Consider the following 22,132-nt stretch of genomic DNA (forward strand, 5'->3'; position numbering starts at 1 on the left):
CTTGGTTAACAAACCCTTACCGGCCGTTTTTAAAGCGGCCAGAAGAAGGGGATGAGGATGGAGGCCAGAAGGCCGACGCTGAAGTTCAGCGGAATGCCAACGCGCAGGAAGTCGGTGAACTTGTAACCGCCCGGACCGTAGACCAGCATATTGGTCTGATAGCCGATTGGCGTCGCAAAAGAGGCCGAGGCCGCAACCATGACCGCAACCACCAGCGGGCGCGGATCAATGCCCATGGCCTGTGCCAGCCCGACCGCAATCGGCGTGACCACCACCGCCACGGCATTGTTCGAGACCAGCTCGGTCAGGATCGAGGTCAACAGATAGACCGCCCAGACCAGTAGGAACGGCGGCAGCAGCGACAGCGAGGGGGCCACGGCATCCACGATCAGACGCACCGCACCCGAGCTTTCCAGGGCGGCCCCGATCGCGAGCATGGCAAAGATCAGCGTCAGCAGGCGCCCATCGACAAATGAGAAAGCCTCATCCGCGTCGATGCAGCGGGTGATCAGCACGGTGGAGACGGCCAGCACCGACAGCAGCAGGATTGGCGCCACATTGAGCGCGGCGAGCAGCACGATCCCGATCAGCGCGGCAATGGCAATGGGGGCGTGGCGCCGGCGATAGGCGCGCACCGAGGGTTGCGAGACGGCGGCCATATCCATATCGGCGGCCAGTCGCTGGATATCCTCGACATTGCCTTCCAGCAGCAGGGTATCGCCTACGCGCACCACCAGATCCTCAAGCTGCACACCGATGTTCTGATTGCGCCGATGCACCGCCAGCACATAAACGCCATAGCGCCGCCGCAGGCGCATCGCGCCGAGCGACCGTCCCACCATGCGGCATCCGGGGGTGATCAGCACCTCCACGGTTGTGGTTTCCACGGTGGAGACCTGATCGACGCGCTTCAGTTCCTTATTGCGTTGCAGGCTGAGGAGTTCGGTCATCTGGGTGCGCAGCACCACGCGGTCGCCGACCTGAAGCTCAACCCCTTTCAGCGCGTTGCGCAGCGAGATATCGCCGCGAATGACATCGACCAGACGGACGCCGGGCCGTTTGAACAGCTGCACGCCGGTGACTTCGCGGCCGATCAGGTTGCTGTCCGGGGGGATCACCGCCTCGGTGAAGAATTTCATGCGGGACCGGTCGCTGAGCAGGCTGGCCATGCTGCTGCGATCCGGCAGCAGGCGCGGCGCGATGAAGCGCAGGTAGATCATGCCCCAGATCACCAGAATGATGCCAAGCGGTGTCACTTCGAAGATGGTGAAAGGCGTCAGCCCCTGCGCCCGCGCAACACCGTCAACCAGCAGGTTGGTAGAGGTGCCGATCAGCGTCAGCGTGCCGCCCAGAATGGCCGCATAGCTGAGCGGGATCAGCATCTTGGAGGCGGAAACGTTCATTGTGCGGGCGATCTGGATGAACACCGGGATCATCACCACCACTACCGGCGTATTCGACACCACCGCCGAGGCGGCTACGACAAAGACCATCAAGAGCGCAATGGCCAGTTTCGGATTGATCTCGGCCTGTTTGCGGGCCTGCGCGGTAAAGGCATCCAGCGCGCCGGTGCGCACCAGCGCGCCCATGATGATGAACATGGCCGCAATGGTCCAGGGCGCCGGGTTCGACAGCACGGGCAATGCCGCCTGATAGGGCAGAACGCCGGTTGCCAGCATCGCCGAGACACCGGCCAGCGCCACCACCTCGGTCGGGAAGGTTTCCCGCAGGAAAGCGGCAAACATGGCCACCACGATCAGCAACGTCAGAACCGCGCCACCGGTTTCGCCAAGGGGAATGAACTGCATCAGGGGTAAAGACATCCAAGAGGTTGAGAGATCAATCATCGGCGACCTGAAAGAACTGCGCGAACCGCCTCGCATATCGCGCGGCCCAAGGGAGTGAACCTGATCCGGTCACCGGAGGCAAGTGTTTCGCAACACGATGGGAGCATCTGGTCCCTATTTAGCGGTCCTTTGCGAATAAGCTTCGGAATTTGAGGGGTTTGGCGGGCGAATATCCCGCCCCGCCTGCCCAGATTTCGCGCATGGAACGGGCGGGGTTGCCGTGGCCTGCACTAGGGGGCCTGGATCGGGTGGCCAGCGTCAGGGAGTTGCCTGCTCGAGAAGGCCGCCGACCCGGATCATGCGGATCGATTTGGCCGCCCCGGTGCGGTCATCGGTTTCGACAAAAACACCCGACAGGGTTGCCGGGCCTTCGGCCGGGGTAAAGCGGTTCTTGGGCATGCCGGTGAGGAAACGGCGCATTGGTTCGGCTTTCTCCATGCCGATCACCGAATTGTAATCGCCGCACATGCCAGCATCGGTCAGATAGCCGGTACCCTCCGACAGGATCTGCGCATCGCCCGTCGGCACATGGGTATGGGTGCCCACCACCAGCGACGCGCGGCCATTGCAGAAATGGCCCATCGCCATCTTCTCGGAGGTGGCCTCGCAGTGCATATCCACGATCACCGCCTGCGCCAGCCCACCGCGTGGGTGCGATTTCAGCACCGCCTCAACGGCGCCGAAGGGATCGTCATAGGCCCGTTTCATGAACACCTGCCCCAGCGCCTGCACCACCAGCACCTTGCGCCCGCCCGGAGCATTGAACAGCCGGTAGCCGCGCCCCGGCGCGTTTTTGGCAAAATTCAGCGGCCGGATGATGCGCGGCTCTTTCTCAATGGCCTGCAACATGTCCTTCTGGTCAAAGGCATGATCGCCAAGCGTCAGGCAATCGGCCCCGGCATCCAGCAGCAGCTTGGCGTGTTCGCCATTGAGCCCCATACCGTTTGAGGCATTCTCGCCATTGACCACGACAAAATCGAGCCGCCAGTCCTTGCGCATCTGCGGGAGGTGTTCGGAAATGGCCTTGCGTCCCGCACGGCCCATGACATCGCCAAGAAATAATAGTCGCATTGCCGCGTGGTACGCCGTTGCAAGGCTCAGGACAAGAGCCGCGTTGCGGGTGCAAAACTTTTTAAAAGTTTTGCCAAGGTTTTTTGACAAACCCTTGGCCCGTCACAGCGGGTGTCAGCTGAACTGCAACACCCGGCTTTCGGTGATCAGCATGTCCAGCGGCTGGTCGGTGGGCTCCAGCGGCAGGGTTTCGGCCTCCTGCGCATCAAAGGCAAAACCGATGGCGAGGGGTGGACGTTTGGCCCGCAGCAGTTCCAGAGTGCGGTCATAAAAGCCGCCGCCATAGCCCAGCCGCCCGCCGCGCGCATCAAAGGCGACCAGCGGCACGATCAGGATTTCCGGTTCGAAATAGTCATCGACCTCCGGCACCTTTGCCCCAAAGGGACCGTCGCGCAGCGCGCCATCAGGCTGCCAGCGGCTGAAGTTCAGCGGTGTATCCTTGGCCTGGATCACCGGCACGCCAACAGGGCCATGAGCGGCGGCTTCCGCCATCGCAGGAAGCGGGTCGATCTCGGTGCGGATCGGCATATAGCCCGACAGCGGCACGCCGCGATAGCCTGCCAGCACCTCCGAGAGATGCCCCGCGACACCGGGTTTATTCATGTCAAAGGCGGCCTTGCGGCGCTGAAAGGCGGCCTTGCGGGCGTCGACCTTGATCCGGGTGAGGTCATCCATGATGCGGCTCCTGTCAAAGCAAGTGAACACCACCCGGACGGGCAGCAACAGCGGGCAGGATCAGAGCAGCAACACCCCGGCCAGCCCGAGAAAGGCAAAGAAACCAACGATATCCGTGACCGTCGTCACAAAGGCGCCGGAGGCCAGCGCCGGGTCGACGCCGATTTTCTCCAGAATAATCGGCACCGCTGTCCCCGCCAGCCCCGCGACGACCAGATTGATCACCATAGCGACGGCGATCACGACGCCCAGCATGGGTGAGCCAAACCACAGGATGCCGACAACGGCCATGATCAGCGCAAAGGCGAGGCCGTTCACCAGCCCCACCAGGACCTCCCGCCGGATCACCCGCCAGACGTTGGAGCCGGTGAGGTCGCGGGTGGCCAGCGCGCGCACCGCCACGGTCAGCGACTGGGTGCCGGCATTGCCACCCATCGAGGCCACAATGGGCATCAGCACCGCCAGCGCCACAAATTCCGCAATCGTCGCCTCGAACTGGGCAATCACCAGCGAGGCCAGAATCGCCGTTGCCAGATTCACCGCCAGCCAGGGAAAGCGTTGCTTCGTGGTGGCCATGACCCGGTCGGCCAGGCTGCCCTCACCGACACCGGCCAGACGCAGGATGTCTTCTTCATGTTCCTCATCCAGCACGATCATGGCGTCATCCATGGTGATGACACCAACCAGCCGCCCCTCGTCATCGACAACCGGGGCCGAAATCAGGTGATACTGGTTGAAGGCATAGGCGACGTCTTCTTCGTCCTGATCGGCGGGAATGATCTGAAAGGTGTCTTCGACGATCTCGCTCAGCCGCACCTCCCGTTTCGAGGACATGATACGGCCAAGCGTGACATTGCCCACCGGGTGCAGCCGCGGGTCGACCAGAACCACATGGTAGAACTGATCCGGCAGGTGTTCGGATTCACGCATGAAATCAATCGCCTGCCCCACCGTCCAGTGGTCGGGAGCCATCACCACCTCGCGCTGCATCAGACGGCCGGCGGAGTTCTCCGGGTAGCTCAGCGATTGCTCCACCGCGACCCGGTCGGCATCTTCGAGCGTATTGAGGATGGCCGCCTGCTGAGGCTCTTCCAGATCCTCCAGAAGGTCGACCACATCATCGCTTTCGAGGTCGCGCACCGCCTCGGCCAGAACCTGCGGCGCCAGCAGCGAAATCACCTCTTCGCGGATTGATTCATCCAGTTCCGACAGGATCTCGCCGTCGAATTCGCGGTCATAAAGGCGGATCAGGCGGCCACGTTCGTAGGCGCTGATCTGTTCCAGAAGGTCGGCGATGTCAGCGGCGTGCAGCGGCTCCATCAGCTCGGTCAGCTGAGGCTGGTCATCGGCCTCCACCGCCTCCAGAATCTGGGCAACCCGTTTGCGGTCCAGCTCGTAGGCATCCTCGAATGTGGCATCGACTGGCTCTTTTTGGTCATCTGCGATCATTCCGAGGCCCCTTTTGGTGATTGCTTCTGGAATAAAAGAAGCTGTTACCGAAAAACAATGACAATGACGTAATTTACCGTCGATGTCGCTGCGCGTATCCTGCGCATCGCAGTTTGGCAAGAAAGGACCGCGTTGGATGCAGGCAGAATTTATCTTACGGGGGCAGGTCCTGTCATTTGCGGGAGACCCGTTTGAGGGCGACCACCCCGAGGCTGCGGCGACGCTGCATGAAGCGGTGGCGATTGGTGGTGGCAAGGTGCTGGAACTGGGCGCGGCTGATGCGCTGCGCAAGGCCCACCCCTCCGCCAGCCTGGTGGATCATGGCGACCACCTGATCCTCGCCGGCTTTGTCGATGCCCATGTGCATTTCCCGCAGACCGCGATCATTGCCAGCTGGGGCAAGCGGCTGATCGACTGGCTGAACAGCTATACTTTCCCCGAGGAGATGCGTTTTGGCGACCGTGGCTATGCCGATGAAATCGCAGGCCGCTATCTGGATCTGACACGCGCCAATGGCACCACCACGATGTGCAGCTACTGCACCATCCACCCCGAAAGCGTGGAGGCGTTTTTCAGCGCTGCGCAAGCGCGCGGGCAGCGCGTGATTGCGGGCAAGACCTGCATGGACCGCAACGCCCCGGAAGGCCTGCGCGACACCGCGCAATCGGCCTATGACGACAGCGCCGCATTGATTGGCCGCTGGCATGGGGTGGACCGGCTGTCCTATGCGATCACGCCACGGTTCTCGCCCACCTCGACCCCCGAACAGCTGGAGGCGATGGGTGCGCTTTGGGCCGAGCACCCAGACTGCCTGATGCAGACCCATCTGAGCGAGCAGACCGACGAGATTGCCTGGGTGAAATCGCTGTTTCCCGAGGCCCGGGACTATCTGGACACCTATGAGCAATTTGGCCTGCTGGGCGAAGGTGGTCTCTACGGTCATGCGATCCATCTGGAAGACCGCGAGCGCGCCCGCCTGCGCGAGGTTGGCGCGGCGCTGGTGCATTGTCCAACCTCCAATACCTTCATCGGGTCTGGGCTGTTCGACATGGCCGGGCTGATGGCTGAGGGGCAACGCATTGGTCTGGCGACGGATACCGGTGGTGGCTCCAGTTTCTCGATGCTGCGCACCATGGCGGCCGCCTATGAAATCGGCCAGCTGCGCGGCACGCCGCTGCATGCTGCACAATTGCTGTGGCTGGCCACCCAAGGCTCGGCCCGCGCGCTGCGCATGGAGGCCCAGATCGGCAATCTCGCCCCCGGCATGGAGGCCGATCTGGTGGTCCTGGATCTGGCCTCGACCCCGGCGATTGCGCAGCGCTGCGCGGGCGCGCGCGATCTCTGGGAGGCGGTCTTTGCCACCATCATGATGGGCGATGACCGGGCGGTGACCGAGGTCTGGATCAACGGCGCGCGCAGCTGAGCCGGGCACCGAGGGGGAAAGAGGCGCTGATGCGCCTCTGCCTCCGGCGGGGATATTTCGGGCCAGAAGATGAGCGCCGCGCGCTGTCGCCGATCTGGTCAGCTGCGTCAGGCCAGCTGCATCAGCCGTGTGGTGGCTTTTTGGTGCCGTTCAAGAAGGTCTGGCAGATCCACGGTCGCCAGCGTGGCATCGCGGATGATCTGGCGCCCTTCGACAAAGAGATGTTTCACCTGCGCCGGCCCCGCCAGTAGCAGCGCCGCCGGATCCCAGCTGCCGCTGGCGGCGATGCCGGTCACGTCCCAGATCGCGATATCGGCACGTTTGCCTACCGCCAGCTGGCCGACATCGCGCCGCCCCAGCACCTCCGCGCCGCCACGGGTGGCAATCTCCAGCGCCTCATAGGCGCTCATGGCATCAGCCCCCTGTGCGACCCGCTGCAAGAGCATCGCCTGACGGGCTTCGCTGATCAGGCTGGCCATATCATTGCTGGCCGATCCATCCACACCGAGACCAACCGGCACCTGCGCATCGCGCATGGCGCGCAGCGGCGCGATGCCGCTGCCAAGGCGGCAGTTGGAACAGGGGCAATGGGCAACGCCGGTTCCGGTCCGGGCAAAGAGGTCGATTTCCCCGGCATCCAGTTTCACGCAATGGGCATGCCAGACGTCGGGGCCGGTCCAGCCCAGATCTTCGGCATATTGGCCGGGACGGCAGCCGAACTGCGCCAGGGAATAGGCGATATCCTCGTCGTTTTCGGCCAGATGGGTGTGCAGCATCACCCCCTTGTCGCGGGCCAGAAGCGCAGTGTCGCGCATCAGTTCGCGGCTGACGGAAAACGGTGAACAGGGCGCCAGCGCCACCCGGCACATGGAGCCTTCGGCGGGGTCATGGAACCGGTCCACGACGCGGATCATATCGTCGAGAATGGCGCGTTCCTCCTCGACCAGACTGTCCGGCGGCAGGCCCCCTGCACTTTCGCCGATGCTCATGGCGCCGCGCGTCGGCTGGAAGCGCAGACCAATATCACCCGCCGCCTCGATGCTGTCCTCAAGCCGGGTGCCATTGGGATAGAGGTAGAGGTGATCGGAGGTGAGCGTGCAGCCGGAGAAGGCCAGTTCGGCCAGCCCCAGCTGGGCGGAGACATGGATGTCATCGGGGGTAAAGGCCGACCAGATCGGATAGAGCCGTTTGAGCCAGCCAAACAGCAGCGCGTCCTGCGCGCCGGGCACCGCGCGGGTGAGATTCTGATAGAGATGATGATGGGTGTTCACAAGGCCCGGGGTCACCACGCAGCCCCGGCCGCTGATCCGCTCGCCCTCCGTGGTGAGATCGCTGCCGATCTCGGCGATCACCCCGTCGCGGATCCGCAGATCGGCATGGGTCAGCTGGCGGCGCTGATCATCCATTGTCAGCGCGATATCAATATCTTCGATCAGAATTTCAGGCACAGGTCACACTCCGTCAGGCCGCCCATTTCGGTTCAGAAGTGTGATGGCGCGCCGACAGAATATGGGCAAAGGACTCGGCGCGTGGCCGAACCCTAATGGATTGCCCGAGGTCGTTTCAAGTGGTTTTGCGGATCAGGGCAAGCGCCGCGGCATGAAGCTCGGCGGTGGCTGCGGCCAGGACCTGACCGCCCTCATGCGCAGGCTCCCCCTGCCAGTTGGTCACCACGCCACCGGCGGCCTCGATGACCGCGATCGGCGCCTGGATGTCGTAGGCGTTGAGCCCGGCCTCGATCACCAGGTCACATTGCCCGGCGGCCAGCAGCGCATAGGCGTAGCAATCCATCCCGTAGCGGGTCAGCTGCACTTCGCTGGCGACCCGCTGGAAGGCGGCGCGTTCCGCTGCGCTGCCGACTTCGGGAAAGGTGGTGAACAGCGTGGCCGCCGACAGATCCGATGTCTTGCGGGTGCTGAGTGCGACCTCCCCCAGCGGGCCGGTCAGACTGGCCCCCTCGGGCGTACCAATGAACCGCTCACCGATATAGGGTTGATCAATGATGCCGAGGAAAGGGCCATCCGCATCGCCAAGGGCAATCAGCACCCCCCAGGTCGGGGTGCCACTGATAAAGCCACGGGTGCCGTCGATCGGGTCCAGCACCCATATGCGCCCGGACTGGCCACGGGTCTCGCCGTATTCCTCGCCGAGGATGCCGTCCTCGGGCCTGAGTTGCGAAAGCACCGCGCGCATCGCCTGTTCGGCGGCCCGGTCGGCGATGGTGACGGGATCGAAACCTTCGTCCAGCTTGTTGTCGGATTGCAGCCCGGCTGAGCGGAAATAGGGCAGGATCGCCTGACGTGCGGCATCGGCCATCCGATGGGCAACGTCCAGATCTGAAAACGCGGCTGAAGTCATACCCGAAGGGGTGACATTCAACCGCGCATATTTCAAGCCCCAAGCCCCCACTTGAGGCGGGAAAATCAGGCTGCGTCGCTGAGCACGCGCGCCAGTTCGAACAGACGACGGCGCTGGTTTTCAGGAATCGCATAGTAGGAGCGCACCAAATCCAATGCCTCCTTGTCGCCCATCAGATCGTCAGGCACGCGTGCCTTGTCCGATGCCGGGGCATCATCATCTTGCAGACCTTCAAAAAAGAAGCTGACCGGCACGCTGAGCGCGTCGGAAATATCCCAGAGCCGGGAGGCGCTGACCCGGTTTGCACCGGTTTCATATTTCTGGATCTGTTGAAATTTAATACCAACCAGCTCTGCGAGCTGCTGTTGCGTCATGCCGATGAGCCACCGGCGATGCCGGATACGTTTCCCCACGTGCACGTCCACTGGATGAGCCATGCGTTTCTCCTAAGATTTACAAAACTGGGTGCCACCCTAACCGCCTTTTTAAACCCCCGCCCACCCGGCAAATACCGCGTGGTGCCAATGTTGCCAAAAAACCCGACGGGTTTCTGGACAAACGACAAGGCGCTCCCATTGGAGTTGAGTGTACGACCTTAACGGTTGAATTCAAGCGTTCACTCTCGCCGTGGTCAGCACCTGTGCGGCAAACGCATGATTTCATGTACCAATTTTATTTCACTTTTTTGCATGTTTTACACATGTTCCCCACCTCCCCATAAATAGTGAGGTGATCTGAAGGCGAATCTGGCATGGTTTGGCCATTCAGAATCACCTTACCCCATGCCAGATATGGAAAAATGATATGCGCGCCTACAGTGTCAGCAGTTTTGACATTTCCCCGACTATCGCAGAAGTTGACGTAGGATCACCGGGAAGCGGAGAAGTTGCAGTTGCAATACACGCCTGTGGGTTGAACTTTGCCGATCTTCTTCTGCTCCGTGGCAAATATCAGGATACGCCGGACCTGCCATTTATTCCCGGTTTGGAACTGGCGGGCGTCATTCAGGCGCTTGGCCCTGATGTGGAGGGGCTGGCGGTTGGCGATCGGGTGGCGGTGTTTTCCGGTCAGGGCGGGCTGGCGGAGGCCGGGGTGTTTGCGGCCGATCGCGTCACGCGGATCCCCGATGAGATGTCCTTTGCCGATGCGGCGGCGTTTCAGATCACCTATGGCACCGGACTGGTTGCGCTGGATCACTGTGCGCGGATGCAACCGGGGGAAACCCTGCTGGTCACCGGCGCTGCCGGTGGTGTCGGGCTGACGGCTGTGGAAATCGGCAAACGTCTGGGCGCGCGGGTGATCGCCCATGCGCGTGGAGCCGAGAAGCTGGCCGTGGCCAAGGCGGCGGGCGCGGATCATCTGATCGACGCCGACGAGGATCTGCGGCAGGCGGTCAAGGATCTGGGCGGCGCCGATGTGGTCTATGAGGCGATTGGCGGCGATGTCTGGCAAGCGGCCTTTCGGTCTACCAACCCGGGCGGGCGGCTGCTGCCCATCGGCTTTGCCGGCGGCGAGGTGCCGCAGATCCCGGCGAACCACCTGTTGGTGAAGAACCTCAGCGTTATCGGGTTTTACTTTGGCGGCTACCTGAAGAGCCACCCGGCGGTGGTCAGGGGCGCCATCGCGCGGCTGATCGACTGGTATCGTGACGGCTCGCTGCGCCCACACATCAGCCACCGCCTGCCGCTGGAGGAGACTGACGCAGGGCTGGAGCTGCTGCGCAACCGCAAAGCCACCGGCAAGGTGGTGATCATGATCCGGCCAGAGGCCTAGGCGACGGCAGCCGCCGCGGTGCAGGGCAACCGCAAGGCGCGATCGTTAGGGCGCAGGTGTCAGGCTGCGGTCCAATGGGACTGCGCCGCCGCCAGCGGGGTACTGATGTTGCGAAAGGCCTTCCGTACCAGAAAGGCCAGTTCAGTCACCATCGGCGAGCCAGAGGTCTCTGCCCCATAGAGGTTGATCAGCTGGATCGGCAGATCCGGCAGGCTGCCACCGTGGTCGATCTGTAGCAGATGCGGCGGCTCGGTGCCCTCGATCATGGTGTGGATCGCCAGATCGGCGCTGACCGTCGCCTCGATGGTGCGGTCGCTATCGGTCTCCACCACCATTTCCCAGGCGATCCCGGCGGCGTCCAGCGCGCTCACCACCTTGGGCCGGAAGGTGCAATAGCGGCCAAAGGCCAGTTTCAGCGGGCGCTGCCGCCAGGCTGATCCATTGGGCGCACCAATCCAGCACAGCGGCCGCTTGGCCAGCGTTTCGCCGTTTTCCGAGGTGGCGGTTTCGGTGGTCAGGATCAGATCGCATTCACCGCGCGAAAACTGCTCCTTCAAAGAGCGGGTATAGCTGGAGATCAGCTGCACCTTCACCCGTGGGAACGACGCATTGAAACGCTGTAGCACCTGCGGGATCGCCGGGTAGACAATGTCATGCGGCACGCCGAGAACGATTTCACCTTCATAGGCCTGATCGGTGAGCCGCCCGATCACCTCGTCATTCAGTGCCACCATCCGCCGCGCATAGGCCAGCAGCTGCTCGCCCGATGCGGTCAGCGCAATGGTGCGGCCAGAACGGTCCAGCAGTTGCAGGTCCAACAGCTCCTCCAGCCGCTTCAACTGCATGGAGACCGCCGATTGGGTCAGATGCAGAAAACCGGCCGCGCGGGTCACCCCGCCATTGTCCGCAACTGCCACAAACGAGCGCAGCGTGGTGATATCGAGATTTCGCATCATCACAATCCCTGATGGTTTAAATCATAAACATTCGTTTTTCATATCAATCACACTCCGCCATATATATCAACAGAATTGATCAGACACCTTAACCTCATCAGAGTTCCAGAAAAGGACAGAAATCATGACCTATATGGACAACAGCCTGCGCAACTGCGCCTGCGCGCCCCGCCGCTCGTTCTTCGCAACCGTTGCCCAACGCCTCGCCATCTGGCGCGAACGCCGGATGCTGGCCACGCTCGATCAAAGCGCGTTGGACGACATGGGCATCAGCAAGACCGAAGCCCAGGCAGAGGCCCGCCGCCCGATCTGGGACGCGCCGAGCAGCTGGCGGCGCTAAAGGCGACGCGCCGACAAGGCTCACACCAAGCCTAATACGAAAAGAGGTCCGCGCTGCGGGCCTTTTGCACCCCCAACAGTCTGCCCCCCGGATCAAGGTTGGGAGTCAAGGAACTCTCTAGGACCGTCACCGGAGGTGTCGCCGGCGCACGACCGGCGGCCACCTGTGGCGATGCCGTGAAGATGGAATCTTTGTGCGTCTTTTGTGGGTTCATGATGTTAGCCTGCAACAGGGTCGCCAGACAGCACCAACAGAACCGCACGCCCACGTTGTGAGAACTGCCTCAGGGTGATCTCAGAGGGGGCGCGGACCCGGATCCGGAACACTCTGGTCTGGCTCTGTGCAAGCCCTCGCTAAACATCCCAAGTTTTTTGTCGATAATTCCACCGAAACTTCGGTCTACGGCCTTGAACCGCGCCCCGCTTCACCCGATATTTGCGAGGAACGCCAGGTCTCTGCACGCAGCAGGAAACCTGCGCGAGGGAGTTTAAAGACGGAGACCATGATACATGGCACAGTTTGACACCATCCGGTCCACAGCGGGCGCACGCTCTGCGGAGATCGATGCGGGCCTGCGCGCCCATATGAACAAGGTCTACGGCACCATGGCCGTGGGCACATTCATTACATTTCTGGCTGCCTGGGCCATCTCCGGCCTGGCGGTGACCTCCGATCCGGCCAATGCCGCAGCCCAGCTGAGCGCCGATAAATACCTGACCAGCATCGGCTATGCGCTTTACGCCTCGCCGCTGAAGTGGGTGATCATGTTTGCCCCGCTGGCCTTTGTGTTTGGCATCGGCGCCGCCGCGAACCGCATGTCGGCCGCGGGCGTCCAGCTGCTGTTCTACGTCTTCGCCACCGTGATGGGCCTGTCGATCAGCTCGATCTTCCTGGTGTTCACCGGCGAAAGCATCGTGCAGGTGTTCCTGATCACCTCCATCGCCTTTGCGGGCCTGTCGCTGGTGGGTTACACCACCAAGAAGGACCTCAGCGGCATGGGCGCTTTCCTGATCATGGGCCTGATCGGCCTGATCGTGGCGTCTATCGTCAACATTTTCCTGGCGTCGTCGGCAATGGCCTTTGCGATCTCCGTGATCGGCGTGCTGATCTTTGCGGGCCTCACCGCCTATGACACCCAGCGGATCAAGAATGACTATCTCCAGCACGCCCATATGGGCGACCAGGAATGGCTGGCAAAATCCGCGATCATGGGCGCGCTGAGCCTCTATCTGGACTTCATCAATATGTTCATGATGCTGCTCCAGCTGCTTGGAAACCGCGAATAGCGCGTCTCCTTTCAGAGCCAACCAAGACCGGGGCGGATCATCACGATCCGCCCTTTTTCTTTGCCCGCGCTGCCGTTGCGGCCGGGACATGTCACGCAACGAATTTGAGACCCCGATGAGATTGATTGATATCGCCCCGAAAGAGGCGCACCGCATTGTCCCGCTGCTGCAAGAGCTGCACGCGCTGCATGTCACCCACCAGCCTGACCGCTACCCGGCCGATCCTGATGGTGCAGCGCTGGCCCGCTGGCTTGAGACATGGCTGAGCGAGCCAAGCCTGACCGCCCGCGCCGCCGTCAGCCCGCAGGGGCGGATCATGGGCTATGTCATCTATGGCATCGAGGAGCGCCCTGCCCTCCCCGTCCGCAGGGCCGAGACCCGCGCCATGCTGCACCATGTCGCCGTCGCCAAGAGCTGGCAGCGCATGGGTGTCGCAACCGCGCTGATCACCGATATGAAGCGTTCTGTGGCGGCCAAGGGAGTTCCGGTGATCGCCACCACATACGCCCCCTTCAACACCGCCTCTGCGGCGCTGATGCAGCGTATGGGCCTGCTGCCTGTGATGGTCATGGCCGAGTGGCGCGGCTAATCTGCGGCCACAACGAAAAACAGGAGGCGACCCCACCGTCGCCTCCTGTCATGGTCGCTCCCCCGAGCCGACCTGTGGTGCTGTGAACTTCCGAAACCGCGCGCTTCTGGCGCTGCATCCCGGACCCACTCTCTCACCCACATCCCAGAACATATGTGACGGCCAAATGTGGCATTTTCGGGCCGATCCGGCGCGCCGTCGGTGTTTTCATTTACCGAATTTTCATAAAATGCGCGCGACCGGCAGCCCGGCCAGCGGCGCCCGGTCAGTGGCGCCCGGTCAGTCAGGCAACAGCGCGGCAACATGAAAAAGGGCCGCACCCTGGTGCGACCCTTCTGATCTACTGTCCCGAATATCGGGGGCGGTGTCGCGGCCGGAGGCAGCGCAACACCAAGAGGCTTATTTGATTTTGCCTTCTTTGTATTCAACGTGCTTGCGCACGACCGGGTCGTACTTCCGCACAACCATTTTCTCGGTCATGGTGCGTGCGTTTTTCTTGGTCACGTAGAAGTGGCCCGTGCCCGCGGTCGAGTTCAGGCGGATCTTGATTGTGGTCGGCTTCGCCATGGTATTCTCCTGCGTCCGAAAAGGCAGGGGCCTCTCGGTAAATTCCTATATGAGCGTGCGCTTTTACCTGCACCACCCCGCGAGTCAATAGGATTCGAGGGGATATTTTGCGCAGAGGGCCTGTAAGCCGGATTTTGTTCCAGGGCCAGGGCCCCTTCGACGACCATTCATCTAGGATGCACATTGCTGCGCACCTCCAGCTGCCAACCCGACCCCTCTTGGCCAAAACATGCCTAGCGGCGGTATCGGCTGACGCCGACCGGCCCGCGCGGGGGTCCTATTTGGCATTGCTCCCGGTGGGGCTTGCCGTGCCACCCCTGTTGCCAGCGGCGCGGTGGGCTCTTACCCCACCGTTTCACCCTTACCCACATGGGATCACCTGACAGGCAGGCGCACATGGGCGGTCTGTTTTCTGTGGCGCTCTCCGTCAGATCGCTCTGCCCGGGCATTACCCGGCACCGTTGTTTTGTAGAGTCCGGACTTTCCTCGCGACGCCTTGCGGCCCCCCGCGGCCGTCCGGCCCTCTGCGCAGGGGTTGGGGTAGAAACTACTGCGCCCAAGGTCAAGCGGATAGTGCACCGGGGGCGTTGCCCCCTCGCGCCTGCGGCGCTCACCCCCAGGATATTTGCGGCCAGAAGATGCCGGGACGCTCTCTATCTTCTGGCGTCAAATATCCCGGAGCGCGAGGCAGAGCCTCGCTCAGGCCTCTGCCCGGGACGCATCGGTCAGCAGCGGCAGGACGTCCCTGTCGGTCAAGGGACCGGTCTGCCATGGCCGGAATCTGAGGCGCACCGCCTGCAGCAGGGTGGCGTCATCCACATCCGCCGTAAAGCCACGCCGCCGCGCCAGAGCGCGAAAGCGGTCCATCCCGACGTCAGTCTCTGGCCGCGCCGCAGCGCCCGGCGCGGCGCTGGCCAGCCCCTGTCTGGCCAGCCGCGCCCAGTCAAAGCGGGCGCCTGGGTCACATTTGCGCCCCGGCGCCATGCAGGAATGCCCGATCACACCGGAGGCCGGGATCCGCCAGCGCAACAGCACAGCCCGCAGCAGCCCCTCCAGCCGGTTCATCTGGGCTGCAGAAAACGGATGATCGCCCCGGTTGTCCAATTCGATCCCGATCGAGCGGGAGTTGATATCCTCCTGCCCGCACCATTCCCCGGCGCCGGCATGCCAGGCGCGGTCGGCCTCCCTGACCATCTGCCATAGCCGTCCGTCAGCGGCGATCAGGTAATGGGCTGACACCTCGTACTGCGGGTCGCAGAGCCGCTCCAATGCGGCCTCGGCACTGTCCATCGCGGTGTAATGCAGCACAACCAGATGCGGCGTCAGATCATGGCGGCGCGCATTGAAATTGGGACTGGGATGCCAGATGGCATCCGTCCCGGTGTCAGCAGAGGTCGGCGGAGGTGTCATGAGGCGCCAGCCGCCTCAGTTCTGCACCGCAAGTCGATAGGGCGCCGGATCCCAGCCGCAGGCGTAGCCGTCCCCATCGGGATCAAGCGCCTGGCGGTCACGTTTCGGGCCGCCCGCTTCGAGAAAGGCAATCTGGGCCAGTTCCGGCGAGGCAAATCCGGCGCAGTTGCGCGAGGAGCGGGCCGCCAGGTTGAAGCCGGAGCGTGAATAGATCCGCTGCCCACGCGGGTTGGAGGTGCTGAGCGCATAGCGCACGATATTGGGATCGCGGTCGCCGCTGCGTTCGGGCACTGCGGTGGGGCTGACCACCTGATACTGGGCGCGCTGACGGGCAAGACGCTCGGCATCGCTTTCGATGCTTTGGCGCGAGGCGACCGCATCGAAATCATTCTCGTCGGAGATCCGCGGATTGCCCGCAAGGGCCGGTGCCGGGTTTGACGGGCTGGCCTCGATCGGTGCGGTGCCCGAGTTGCCGCGTGCAGCCGCGAGGGCCGCGGCGGTTTCGCGGGCAATATCGTCGCTGCTGCCGGTCGCGGGTGCGAGGGATCCGGCGCTACCGCCTGCGGCTGCGACGCGGGGGGCGGGCTGCGCGCTGCCCGGCAAGCTCTCGGTTGCGACGCGGACCGGCGGCACCAGCGGATCGCCATTAATCGTGGTGCCTGTCGCCGGTGCCCGGTCAAAGGGGCTGGAGCCAAATCCGGCCTCTGGGCCACTTTCAGGCACCGGAGGCTGGCACGCAGCCAGCAGCACAAGACTGCTGGTCGCCAAGATGGACCGGAATAGACGCATGATCACCACCTGTTGGTTCTGCTCAGATCAGGACAGGGTTTACCACCATTGGGCCGGCTTGGCCACAAAACCGGCGGCCCCTTCCAGCGCATAGGCCGTATTCAGCAGATCGCCCTCTTCCCAGGGGCGGCCAATCAGCTGAAGCCCCAGCGGCAGGCCCTGCGCATCAACACCGGCCGGAACCGAAATGCCGGGCAGACCGGCGAGGTTCACGGTGACGGTAAAGACGTCATTGAGATACATCTGCACCGGATCCGCATCGATCATTTCGCCGAGGCCAAAGGCGGCCGAAGGTGTCGCCGGGGTCAGGATCGCGTCAATGCCCTGGGCAAAGACGTCTTCGAAGTCTTTCTTGATCAGGGTGCGGACCTTGCGGGCGCGGTTGTAATAGGCGTCGTAGAAACCGGCCGAGAGAACATAGGTCCCCACCATCACGCGGCGCTGCACCTCATGGCCGAAGCCTGCGGCGCGGGTTTTTTCGTACATTTCGGTAATGCCATCGCCCGCCTCCAGCGCCGCGCGCTGGCCATAGCGCACACCGTCATAGCGCGCGAGGTTGGAGGAGGCCTCGGCCGGGGCGATCACGTAATAGGCAGGCAGGGCGTATTTGGTGTGCGGCAGGGAGATATCGACGATCTCGGCCCCCGCGGCACGCAGCATCTCGGCGCCTTCGGACCAGAGTTTCTCGATTTCGCCGGGCATTCCATCCATGCGGTATTCACGCGGGATACCGATTTTCTTGCCCTTGATATCGCCGGTCAGCATCGCCTCGAAGTTCGGCACCGCCAGATCGGCGCTGGTGCTGTCCTTGGGGTCGTGGCCGCACATCGCCTCAAGCATCATTGCCGCATCGCGCACCGATTTAGTCATCGGGCCCGCCTGATCCAGGGAGGAGGCAAAGGCCACCACCCCCCAGCGCGAGCAGCGCCCATAGGTGGGCTTGATGCCAGTGATCCCGGTAAAGGCGGCCGGCTGGCGAATCGAGCCGCCAGTGTCGGTGCCGGTGGCCGCTAGGCACAGATCCGCAGCCACGGCCGCTGCGGAGCCGCCGGAGGAGCCGCCCGGTGTCAGCTCGGCAGTATCATTGCCGCGCCGCCAGGGACTGACCGCGTTACCATAGACGGAGGTTTCATTGGACGAGCCCATGGCGAATTCGTCCATGTTCAGCTTGCCCAGCATGACAGCGCCTGCATCCTGCAGCTGCTGCGATACGGTGGATTCATATTCGGGTTTGAAACCTTCCAGAATGCCGGAGGCGGCCTGGCTGGCGACACCTTTGGTGCAGAACAGATCCTTGATGCCGATCGGCAGGCCGCACATGGCGGGCGCATCGCCTGCCTTGATCCGTGCATCTGCTGCCTTGGCGCGCTCCAGCGCGATTTCGGGTGTCTTGCGCACAAACGCGTTCAGGGCATCTGCGGCCTCGATGGCCTTGAGGCAGGCCTTGGTCAGCTCGACAGAGGTGGTCTCGCCCTTGCGCAATGCGTCACGGGCTTCGGACAGGGTGAGTTTGTTGAGTTCGGTCATGTCTTATTCAACCACCTTGGGCACTGCAAAAAACCCTTCGCGGGCATCGGGGGCATTGGCCAGGATCTTGTCCTGCTGATTGCCATCGGTCACCTCGTCGACGCGGCGTTTCAGGCGCTGCGGCGTCACCGACGTCATCGGTTCGACGCCCTCAACATCCACCTCGTTCAGCTGCTCGATAAAGCCGAGGATGGTGTTGAACTCATCCGCCAGTGCTGGCAGCGCGTCCTCTTCGACCTTGATACGGGCCAGTTTGGCCACTTTTGCGGCGGTGCTTTGGTCAATCGACATGGAAACCCTCATCTCGTGTTAGGACGCATTTACCGCCGCACCGCCGCCGCCGCAAGCCTGTGGCGGCGCGAAACCCCGGTGAAATCGGCGTGACGGAGCGCGGGCGAGTGGATTTTTGCACCAAGCGCGATAGGCTTAGGCCAAGACGATGCGCCAGCGGGGCCGATCGTAACAGTATTGAGGGAGACAGAACATGAAGATCATCTGGTTGGGCCATGGCAGTTTTCGCATCGAGACCGCAGGGCAGGTTCTGCTGGTCGACCCTTGGCTCACCGGCAATCCCATGCTCGCCGAGGACCAGCATGACGCCGCGATCACCGGCGCCACCCATATCATTCTGACCCATGCGCATTTCGACCATGTGATCGACGTGCTGGCGCTGGCGCGACGCCTGGATGTGCCGATTGTGGGGCAATATGACCTGATGGGCATCTGGGGCGAGACCGAGGAGGTCACCACCATCGGCTTCAACAAAGGCGGAACCGTCAATCTGGACGGGCCGCAACTGGCGATGGTGCCTGCCTCGCACAGCTCGACCTTTGCCACCCAGGACGGGCTGCGCACCGGGGGCAGCGAAGTCGGCTACATGCTGATGAGTGAAAACAAGACGCTCTATATCTCGGGCGATACCGGGTTGATGGCCGATATGGACTGGATGGGGGATTACTACAAACCCGACATCGGCATCCTGAGCGCGGGCGGGCATTTCACCATGGATATGGCGCAGGCGGCCTATGCGGCGACACGGTATTTCAACTTCAAAACCGTGATCCCCTGCCACTACCGCACGTTCCCGATCCTTGAGCAGAGCGCCGAGAAACTGGCCGAGGCGCTGCCGGATGTGACGGTGATCGAGCCGCAGGTTCTGGACGTAATCGACGTCTAGCCGACAGGCTCCCGCCCGGACCCCGGTCTGCGGTGCAGATCCGGTCCCGTTGGGCGTGGCGCCGCCCCGGCCGGGGCGGCGCGGGCACGCGCGAAAGCCTGGTAGCGCGCTGACCTCAAAAGCGCGAAGATCACGCGTGCGGCCTGATCACTCGCCGCCGGATAAGGCCGGGGATTGAAAGCTGGCGCGCGCCCTGGCCGCCTGCGCGCGGCAGATGCAATGCTCCGCGTGATCATTGACCAGCCCCATCGCCTGCATGAAGGCAAAACAGGTGGTGGGGCCGACAAATTTCCAGCCCCGTTTCTTCAGCTCTTTTGACAGCGCGATGGACTGCGGCGTGATAGAGGCCGTCTGCGGCGGCACCTGCGCATCGGGACCGGGTTCAAACCGCCAGAAAAACGCCGCCAGCGAGCCCTCCTGCCTGACCATCTCCTGCGCGCGCCGGGCATTGTTGATCACCGCCTCGACCTTGCCGCGATGGCGGACAATGCCTGCATCCTGCAACAGGCGCTCCACATCTGGCGGGCCAAATTCCGCCACGCGGTCCCAGTCAAAATCATGGAAGGCGGCGCGGAAGTTCTCGCGCTTGGCCAGAATGGTCCGCCAGCTCAGGCCGGATTGAAAGCTCTCCAGACAGATCTTTTCAAACAGGCGGCGATCATCTGCCACCGGATAGCCCCATTCCTGATCGTGATAGGCCAGAAACTCGGGCGCGGATCCAGCCCAGCCACAGCGCAGCTGCCCGTCATCTGCCAGATATTCCTTGCTCATCACTCGCCCCCTTTTTCGGCAGTGCAGGCCGCTCATCTGCTGGCCCGCCGCGCCGCCACGCTACGGGCAGGAAATCAGCGCGGTCAACCGCCCCCCGCGCGACGCGCCGCAAAGAACTCCTTCAGCAGGGTTTCGGCCGGCTCTGCGCTAATGCCATCGTAAACCTCGGGCGCGTGATGAGCCTGCGGGTGCGAGAACACGCAGGCACCATGGGCGACGCCACCGGATTTCGGATCGGACGCCCCGTAGTAAACACGCCCGATGCGGGCGGCAGCAATCGCCGCCGCGCACATCGCGCAGGGTTCCAGCGTCACGTAAAGGTCGTGACCGGTCAACCGCTCGGAACCGGCGGCGGCGCAGGCCGCACGGATCACCAGCACCTCGGCATGGGCGGTGGGGTCGTTCAGTTCGCGGGTGCGATTGCCCGCCTGTGCCACGACACGGCCATCCGGCGCGATCAGCACGGCGCCCACCGGCACCTCGCCGCGCGCGGCGGCTGCGCGCGCCTCGGCAAGGGCAATATCCATATGAGAACGAAACGGCATAGCTCTCCCTGCCCCAGAATGGGAGCTTTCGCAACCGCGCGGAATGATCTATGGCCTCAGGTATGAGCAAAACACCATCCTCCCCCAAGGGCCAGCGCCCCGCAGCGGCGAAACCAGCCCGCGCCAGCAAGAAACCGACCGCCCCCTCCGCAACCGGCGAGAGCCCGGACGGCGACCGCATCGCAAAGGTGCTGTCGCGCGCCGGTGTTGCATCGCGGCGCGAGGCCGAAAAGATGATCGCCGAAGGGCGTATCGCCGTGAACGGCAAGGTCATCGACAGCCCGGCGCTGAATGTGGTGTTGGGCAAGGACCGGATCGTGGTGGATGGCATGCCGATGCAGGATCCGGAGCCGCCGCGCCTGTGGATGTATCACAAACCAGCGGGGCTGGTGACCACCACCAGCGACGAGCTGGACCGCCGGACCATCTTTGATGAGCTGCCCGAGGACATGCCCCGTGTGATGACGGTCGGCAGGCTTGACCTCAACTCCGAGGGGCTGCTGCTGCTGACCAATGACGGCGGCATCAAGCGGCAGCTGGAGCTGCCGTCGACCGGCTGGCTGCGCCGCTACCGGGTGCGGATCAACGGCCGACCGAAGGACAGCGATTTTGAACCGCTGCGTCAGGGGCTCGTGATCGAGGGAGAGAGATTTCAGCCGATGACGGTCGCGCTGGATCGTCAGCAGGGCGCAAACGCCTGGCTGACCATTGGCCTGCGCGAAGGCAAGAACCGGGAGATCCGCCGCGCCATTGAGGATATCGGGTTCACCGTAAACCGCCTGCTGCGCCTGTCGTATGGGCCGTTCCAGCTGGGCAATCTGAAGCCAGGCGAAGTCGAGGAGCTGCGTCCGCGTGTGGTGCGCGATCAGCTGGGTCTGACCGGTCCCGAGACCGAGGAAGACGACAAGCCCAAGCGCCCAGGCCGCCCGGTACGACAGCGCCCCGGTGCCGCGAAACCGGCGGGCAAGCCAGCGACGAAAGCCGGCGCAAGACCAGCGACAAAACCAGGCGGCAAGCCCGTCGGAAAACCTGCCGGAAAACCGGCGGGCCGTTCATTTGCAGGCTCGGACCGCTCTGGCGACAGACCCGCAGAGCGTTCAGGCGCCCGGCCCGCCGGCCGGTCCGGTCCTGGCGGCGCGTCCGGCGGCAAATTTTCAGGCAAGGGCAAACCCGCTGACCGGTTCGCCGGAAAGCCCGGAGGAAAACCGGCGGGTCGCAGCACGGAGACGCCGGGCGGCAGACCGACCGGCAAGCCGACTGGCAAGCAAGCTGGCAAACCGACCGGAAAACCGATGGACAAGCCGACAGGCAAACCGACCGGAAAATTCGGCGGCAAACCCGCAGGCGGCGGAGCTGGCCGTGATGCGGGTCGCAGTTCAGCCCCACGCGGTGGCGGCAAACCGCCCCGGCGCTGAGCCACCGCCAAAGACGGCCCTGCGGCGAAGGCCTGAGACTTCCCCCTAGCAAGATGGCGCTGCATATCCTAAGTTTCCAATTGCTTGGAGCGCTCATCTCGGGGGAATAAACGTGCAGAAACTCGCCTTTGTGGCCTTGCTGATCCTGATGATCGGTCTGGCAA

22 protein-coding genes and 1 other RNA gene are annotated in these 22,132 nt (G+C 63.2%); 7 read left to right on the forward strand and 16 right to left on the reverse strand.

Annotated elements, in window-relative coordinates:
- Positions 1-29: 29 nt before the first annotated feature.
- From VWY75_RS12135 to mgtE, 4 genes are all read right to left on the reverse strand, one after another.
- Positions 30-1,808: an SLC13 family permease gene (locus VWY75_RS12135; protein WP_416539050.1), complete on the reverse strand. Its 1,779-nt coding sequence runs from the start codon at positions 1,806-1,808 to the stop codon at positions 30-32.
- 297 nt (positions 1,809-2,105) lie between these two features.
- Positions 2,106-2,918 (reverse strand): TIGR00282 family metallophosphoesterase, encoded by an 813-nt coding sequence (locus VWY75_RS12140; RefSeq protein WP_340546057.1) that lies wholly within the window; start codon positions 2,916-2,918, stop codon positions 2,106-2,108.
- A 114-nt stretch (positions 2,919-3,032) separates the two neighbouring features.
- Positions 3,033-3,593 carry a 5-formyltetrahydrofolate cyclo-ligase gene (locus tag VWY75_RS12145; protein WP_416539051.1) on the reverse strand — a complete coding sequence of 187 codons (561 nt, stop codon included), beginning with the start codon at positions 3,591-3,593 and terminating at the stop codon, positions 3,033-3,035.
- A gap of 60 nt (positions 3,594-3,653) precedes the next feature.
- Positions 3,654-5,042, reverse strand: a complete 1,389-nt coding sequence (gene mgtE, locus VWY75_RS12150) for a magnesium transporter (RefSeq protein ID WP_416535100.1) — start codon at positions 5,040-5,042, stop codon at positions 3,654-3,656.
- A gap of 136 nt (positions 5,043-5,178) precedes the next feature.
- On the opposite strand from mgtE, the gene guaD reads away from it, so the two are divergent.
- Complete coding sequence (gene guaD / locus VWY75_RS12155) at positions 5,179-6,465, forward strand: guanine deaminase (protein ID WP_416539052.1); 1,287 nt, start codon at positions 5,179-5,181, stop codon at positions 6,463-6,465.
- A 107-nt stretch (positions 6,466-6,572) separates the two neighbouring features.
- On the opposite strand, the gene VWY75_RS12160 is transcribed toward guaD, so the two are convergent.
- From VWY75_RS12160 to VWY75_RS12170, 3 genes are all read right to left on the reverse strand, one after another.
- Positions 6,573-7,913, reverse strand: a complete 1,341-nt coding sequence (locus VWY75_RS12160; RefSeq protein ID WP_416539053.1) for an 8-oxoguanine deaminase — start codon at positions 7,911-7,913, stop codon at positions 6,573-6,575.
- 115 nt (positions 7,914-8,028) lie between these two features.
- Positions 8,029-8,823, reverse strand: coding sequence for a histidinol-phosphatase (gene hisN / locus VWY75_RS12165; protein ID WP_340546336.1), 795 nt, complete (start codon positions 8,821-8,823; stop codon positions 8,029-8,031).
- A 65-nt stretch (positions 8,824-8,888) separates the two neighbouring features.
- Positions 8,889-9,260, reverse strand: coding sequence for a helix-turn-helix domain-containing protein (locus VWY75_RS12170; RefSeq protein ID WP_340546062.1), 372 nt, complete (start codon positions 9,258-9,260; stop codon positions 8,889-8,891).
- Between the two features lie 367 nt (positions 9,261-9,627).
- On the opposite strand from VWY75_RS12170, the gene VWY75_RS12175 reads away from it, so the two are divergent.
- Complete coding sequence (locus VWY75_RS12175) at positions 9,628-10,596, forward strand: NADPH:quinone oxidoreductase family protein (RefSeq protein WP_416539054.1); 969 nt, start codon at positions 9,628-9,630, stop codon at positions 10,594-10,596.
- A 59-nt stretch (positions 10,597-10,655) separates the two neighbouring features.
- Here the strand turns inward: VWY75_RS12175 and VWY75_RS12180 are convergent, their stop codons facing one another.
- On the reverse strand, positions 10,656-11,549 hold the full coding sequence (locus VWY75_RS12180) for a LysR family transcriptional regulator (protein ID WP_416539172.1): 894 nt from the start codon (positions 11,547-11,549) through the stop codon (positions 10,656-10,658).
- Between the two features lie 127 nt (positions 11,550-11,676).
- Between VWY75_RS12180 and VWY75_RS12185 the strand changes: the two genes are divergently transcribed.
- From VWY75_RS12185 to VWY75_RS12195, 3 genes are all read left to right on the forward strand, one after another.
- Positions 11,677-11,892: a DUF1127 domain-containing protein gene (locus VWY75_RS12185; protein ID WP_416539055.1), complete on the forward strand. Its 216-nt coding sequence runs from the start codon at positions 11,677-11,679 to the stop codon at positions 11,890-11,892.
- A gap of 509 nt (positions 11,893-12,401) precedes the next feature.
- Complete coding sequence (locus tag VWY75_RS12190) at positions 12,402-13,178, forward strand: Bax inhibitor-1 family protein (RefSeq protein WP_340546067.1); 777 nt, start codon at positions 12,402-12,404, stop codon at positions 13,176-13,178.
- A 115-nt stretch (positions 13,179-13,293) separates the two neighbouring features.
- Positions 13,294-13,767, forward strand: a complete 474-nt coding sequence (locus VWY75_RS12195; RefSeq protein ID WP_340546337.1) for a GNAT family N-acetyltransferase — start codon at positions 13,294-13,296, stop codon at positions 13,765-13,767.
- 399 nt (positions 13,768-14,166) lie between these two features.
- Here the strand turns inward: VWY75_RS12195 and rpmG are convergent, their stop codons facing one another.
- The 6 genes from rpmG to gatC form a co-directional block, all read right to left on the reverse strand.
- A complete protein-coding gene (gene rpmG / locus VWY75_RS12200; RefSeq protein ID WP_007814563.1) occupies positions 14,167-14,334 on the reverse strand; it encodes a 50S ribosomal protein L33 in 168 nt (55 codons plus the stop codon).
- Positions 14,335-14,441: 107 nt separating this feature from the next.
- Positions 14,442-14,862: RNase P RNA component class A (gene rnpB / locus VWY75_RS12205), an RNA gene on the reverse strand.
- A 171-nt stretch (positions 14,863-15,033) separates the two neighbouring features.
- Positions 15,034-15,744: an N-acetylmuramoyl-L-alanine amidase gene (locus tag VWY75_RS12210; RefSeq protein WP_416539056.1), complete on the reverse strand. Its 711-nt coding sequence runs from the start codon at positions 15,742-15,744 to the stop codon at positions 15,034-15,036.
- A 15-nt stretch (positions 15,745-15,759) separates the two neighbouring features.
- Positions 15,760-16,533 (reverse strand): hypothetical protein, encoded by a 774-nt coding sequence (locus VWY75_RS12215; protein WP_416539057.1) that lies wholly within the window; start codon positions 16,531-16,533, stop codon positions 15,760-15,762.
- A gap of 39 nt (positions 16,534-16,572) precedes the next feature.
- Positions 16,573-18,060, reverse strand: a complete 1,488-nt coding sequence (gene gatA, locus VWY75_RS12220) for an Asp-tRNA(Asn)/Glu-tRNA(Gln) amidotransferase subunit GatA (protein WP_416539058.1) — start codon at positions 18,058-18,060, stop codon at positions 16,573-16,575.
- Between the two features lie 3 nt (positions 18,061-18,063).
- The gene (gene gatC / locus VWY75_RS12225) at positions 18,064-18,351 is read right to left on the reverse strand and encodes an Asp-tRNA(Asn)/Glu-tRNA(Gln) amidotransferase subunit GatC (protein ID WP_008561736.1); all 288 of its coding nucleotides are present in this window, start codon (positions 18,349-18,351) and stop codon (positions 18,064-18,066) included.
- Positions 18,352-18,544: 193 nt separating this feature from the next.
- Here gatC and VWY75_RS12230 point away from each other — a divergent pair, with 193 nt between their 5' ends.
- Entirely contained in the window at positions 18,545-19,237 is a 693-nt protein-coding gene (locus tag VWY75_RS12230) for a metal-dependent hydrolase (RefSeq protein WP_340546071.1), read from the forward strand.
- A gap of 147 nt (positions 19,238-19,384) precedes the next feature.
- On the opposite strand, the gene VWY75_RS12235 is transcribed toward VWY75_RS12230, so the two are convergent.
- Entirely contained in the window at positions 19,385-20,008 is a 624-nt protein-coding gene (locus VWY75_RS12235; protein ID WP_416539059.1) for a DNA-3-methyladenine glycosylase I, read from the reverse strand.
- An 83-nt stretch (positions 20,009-20,091) separates the two neighbouring features.
- Complete coding sequence (locus tag VWY75_RS12240; protein WP_416539060.1) at positions 20,092-20,553, reverse strand: nucleoside deaminase; 462 nt, start codon at positions 20,551-20,553, stop codon at positions 20,092-20,094.
- Positions 20,554-20,615: 62 nt separating this feature from the next.
- Between VWY75_RS12240 and VWY75_RS12245 the strand changes: the two genes are divergently transcribed.
- A complete protein-coding gene (locus VWY75_RS12245) occupies positions 20,616-21,968 on the forward strand; it encodes a pseudouridine synthase (RefSeq protein ID WP_416539061.1) in 1,353 nt (450 codons plus the stop codon).
- Positions 21,969-22,132: the final 164 nt, after the last annotated feature.

Source organism: Phaeobacter sp. JH20_08 (assembly GCF_048056635.1).
In the GTDB taxonomy this organism is placed as follows: domain Bacteria; phylum Pseudomonadota; class Alphaproteobacteria; order Rhodobacterales; family Rhodobacteraceae; genus Phaeobacter; species Phaeobacter bryozoorum.

Bases quoted from the DNA above. Each gene is read 5' to 3' on its own strand.
- hisN (WP_340546336.1), bottom strand. From the start codon at position 8,823: ATGACTTCAGCCGCGTTTTCAGATCTGGACGTTGCCCATCGGATGGCC.
- VWY75_RS12210 (WP_416539056.1), bottom strand. From the start codon at position 15,744: ATGACACCTCCGCCGACCTCTGCTGACACCGGGACGGATGCCATCTGG.
- VWY75_RS12180 (WP_416539172.1), bottom strand. From the start codon at position 11,549: ATGCGAAATCTCGATATCACCACGCTGCGCTCGTTTGTGGCAGTTGCG.
- VWY75_RS12235 (WP_416539059.1), bottom strand. From the start codon at position 20,008: ATGAGCAAGGAATATCTGGCAGATGACGGGCAGCTGCGCTGTGGCTGG.
- mgtE (WP_416535100.1), bottom strand. From the start codon at position 5,042: ATGATCGCAGATGACCAAAAAGAGCCAGTCGATGCCACATTCGAGGAT.
- VWY75_RS12190 (WP_340546067.1), top strand. From the start codon at position 12,402: ATGGCACAGTTTGACACCATCCGGTCCACAGCGGGCGCACGCTCTGCG.
- VWY75_RS12215 (WP_416539057.1), bottom strand. From the start codon at position 16,533: ATGCGTCTATTCCGGTCCATCTTGGCGACCAGCAGTCTTGTGCTGCTG.
- gatC (WP_008561736.1), bottom strand. From the start codon at position 18,351: ATGTCGATTGACCAAAGCACCGCCGCAAAAGTGGCCAAACTGGCCCGT.
- VWY75_RS12140 (WP_340546057.1), bottom strand. From the start codon at position 2,918: ATGCGACTATTATTTCTTGGCGATGTCATGGGCCGTGCGGGACGCAAG.
- VWY75_RS12145 (WP_416539051.1), bottom strand. From the start codon at position 3,593: ATGGATGACCTCACCCGGATCAAGGTCGACGCCCGCAAGGCCGCCTTT.
- VWY75_RS12245 (WP_416539061.1), top strand. From the start codon at position 20,616: ATGAGCAAAACACCATCCTCCCCCAAGGGCCAGCGCCCCGCAGCGGCG.
- VWY75_RS12230 (WP_340546071.1), top strand. From the start codon at position 18,545: ATGAAGATCATCTGGTTGGGCCATGGCAGTTTTCGCATCGAGACCGCA.
- VWY75_RS12240 (WP_416539060.1), bottom strand. From the start codon at position 20,553: ATGCCGTTTCGTTCTCATATGGATATTGCCCTTGCCGAGGCGCGCGCA.
- VWY75_RS12170 (WP_340546062.1), bottom strand. From the start codon at position 9,260: ATGGCTCATCCAGTGGACGTGCACGTGGGGAAACGTATCCGGCATCGC.
- VWY75_RS12185 (WP_416539055.1), top strand. From the start codon at position 11,677: ATGACCTATATGGACAACAGCCTGCGCAACTGCGCCTGCGCGCCCCGC.
- VWY75_RS12175 (WP_416539054.1), top strand. From the start codon at position 9,628: ATGCGCGCCTACAGTGTCAGCAGTTTTGACATTTCCCCGACTATCGCA.
- guaD (WP_416539052.1), top strand. From the start codon at position 5,179: ATGCAGGCAGAATTTATCTTACGGGGGCAGGTCCTGTCATTTGCGGGA.
- rpmG (WP_007814563.1), bottom strand. From the start codon at position 14,334: ATGGCGAAGCCGACCACAATCAAGATCCGCCTGAACTCGACCGCGGGC.
- gatA (WP_416539058.1), bottom strand. From the start codon at position 18,060: ATGACCGAACTCAACAAACTCACCCTGTCCGAAGCCCGTGACGCATTG.
- VWY75_RS12195 (WP_340546337.1), top strand. From the start codon at position 13,294: ATGAGATTGATTGATATCGCCCCGAAAGAGGCGCACCGCATTGTCCCG.
- VWY75_RS12135 (WP_416539050.1), bottom strand. From the start codon at position 1,808: ATGCAGTTCATTCCCCTTGGCGAAACCGGTGGCGCGGTTCTGACGTTG.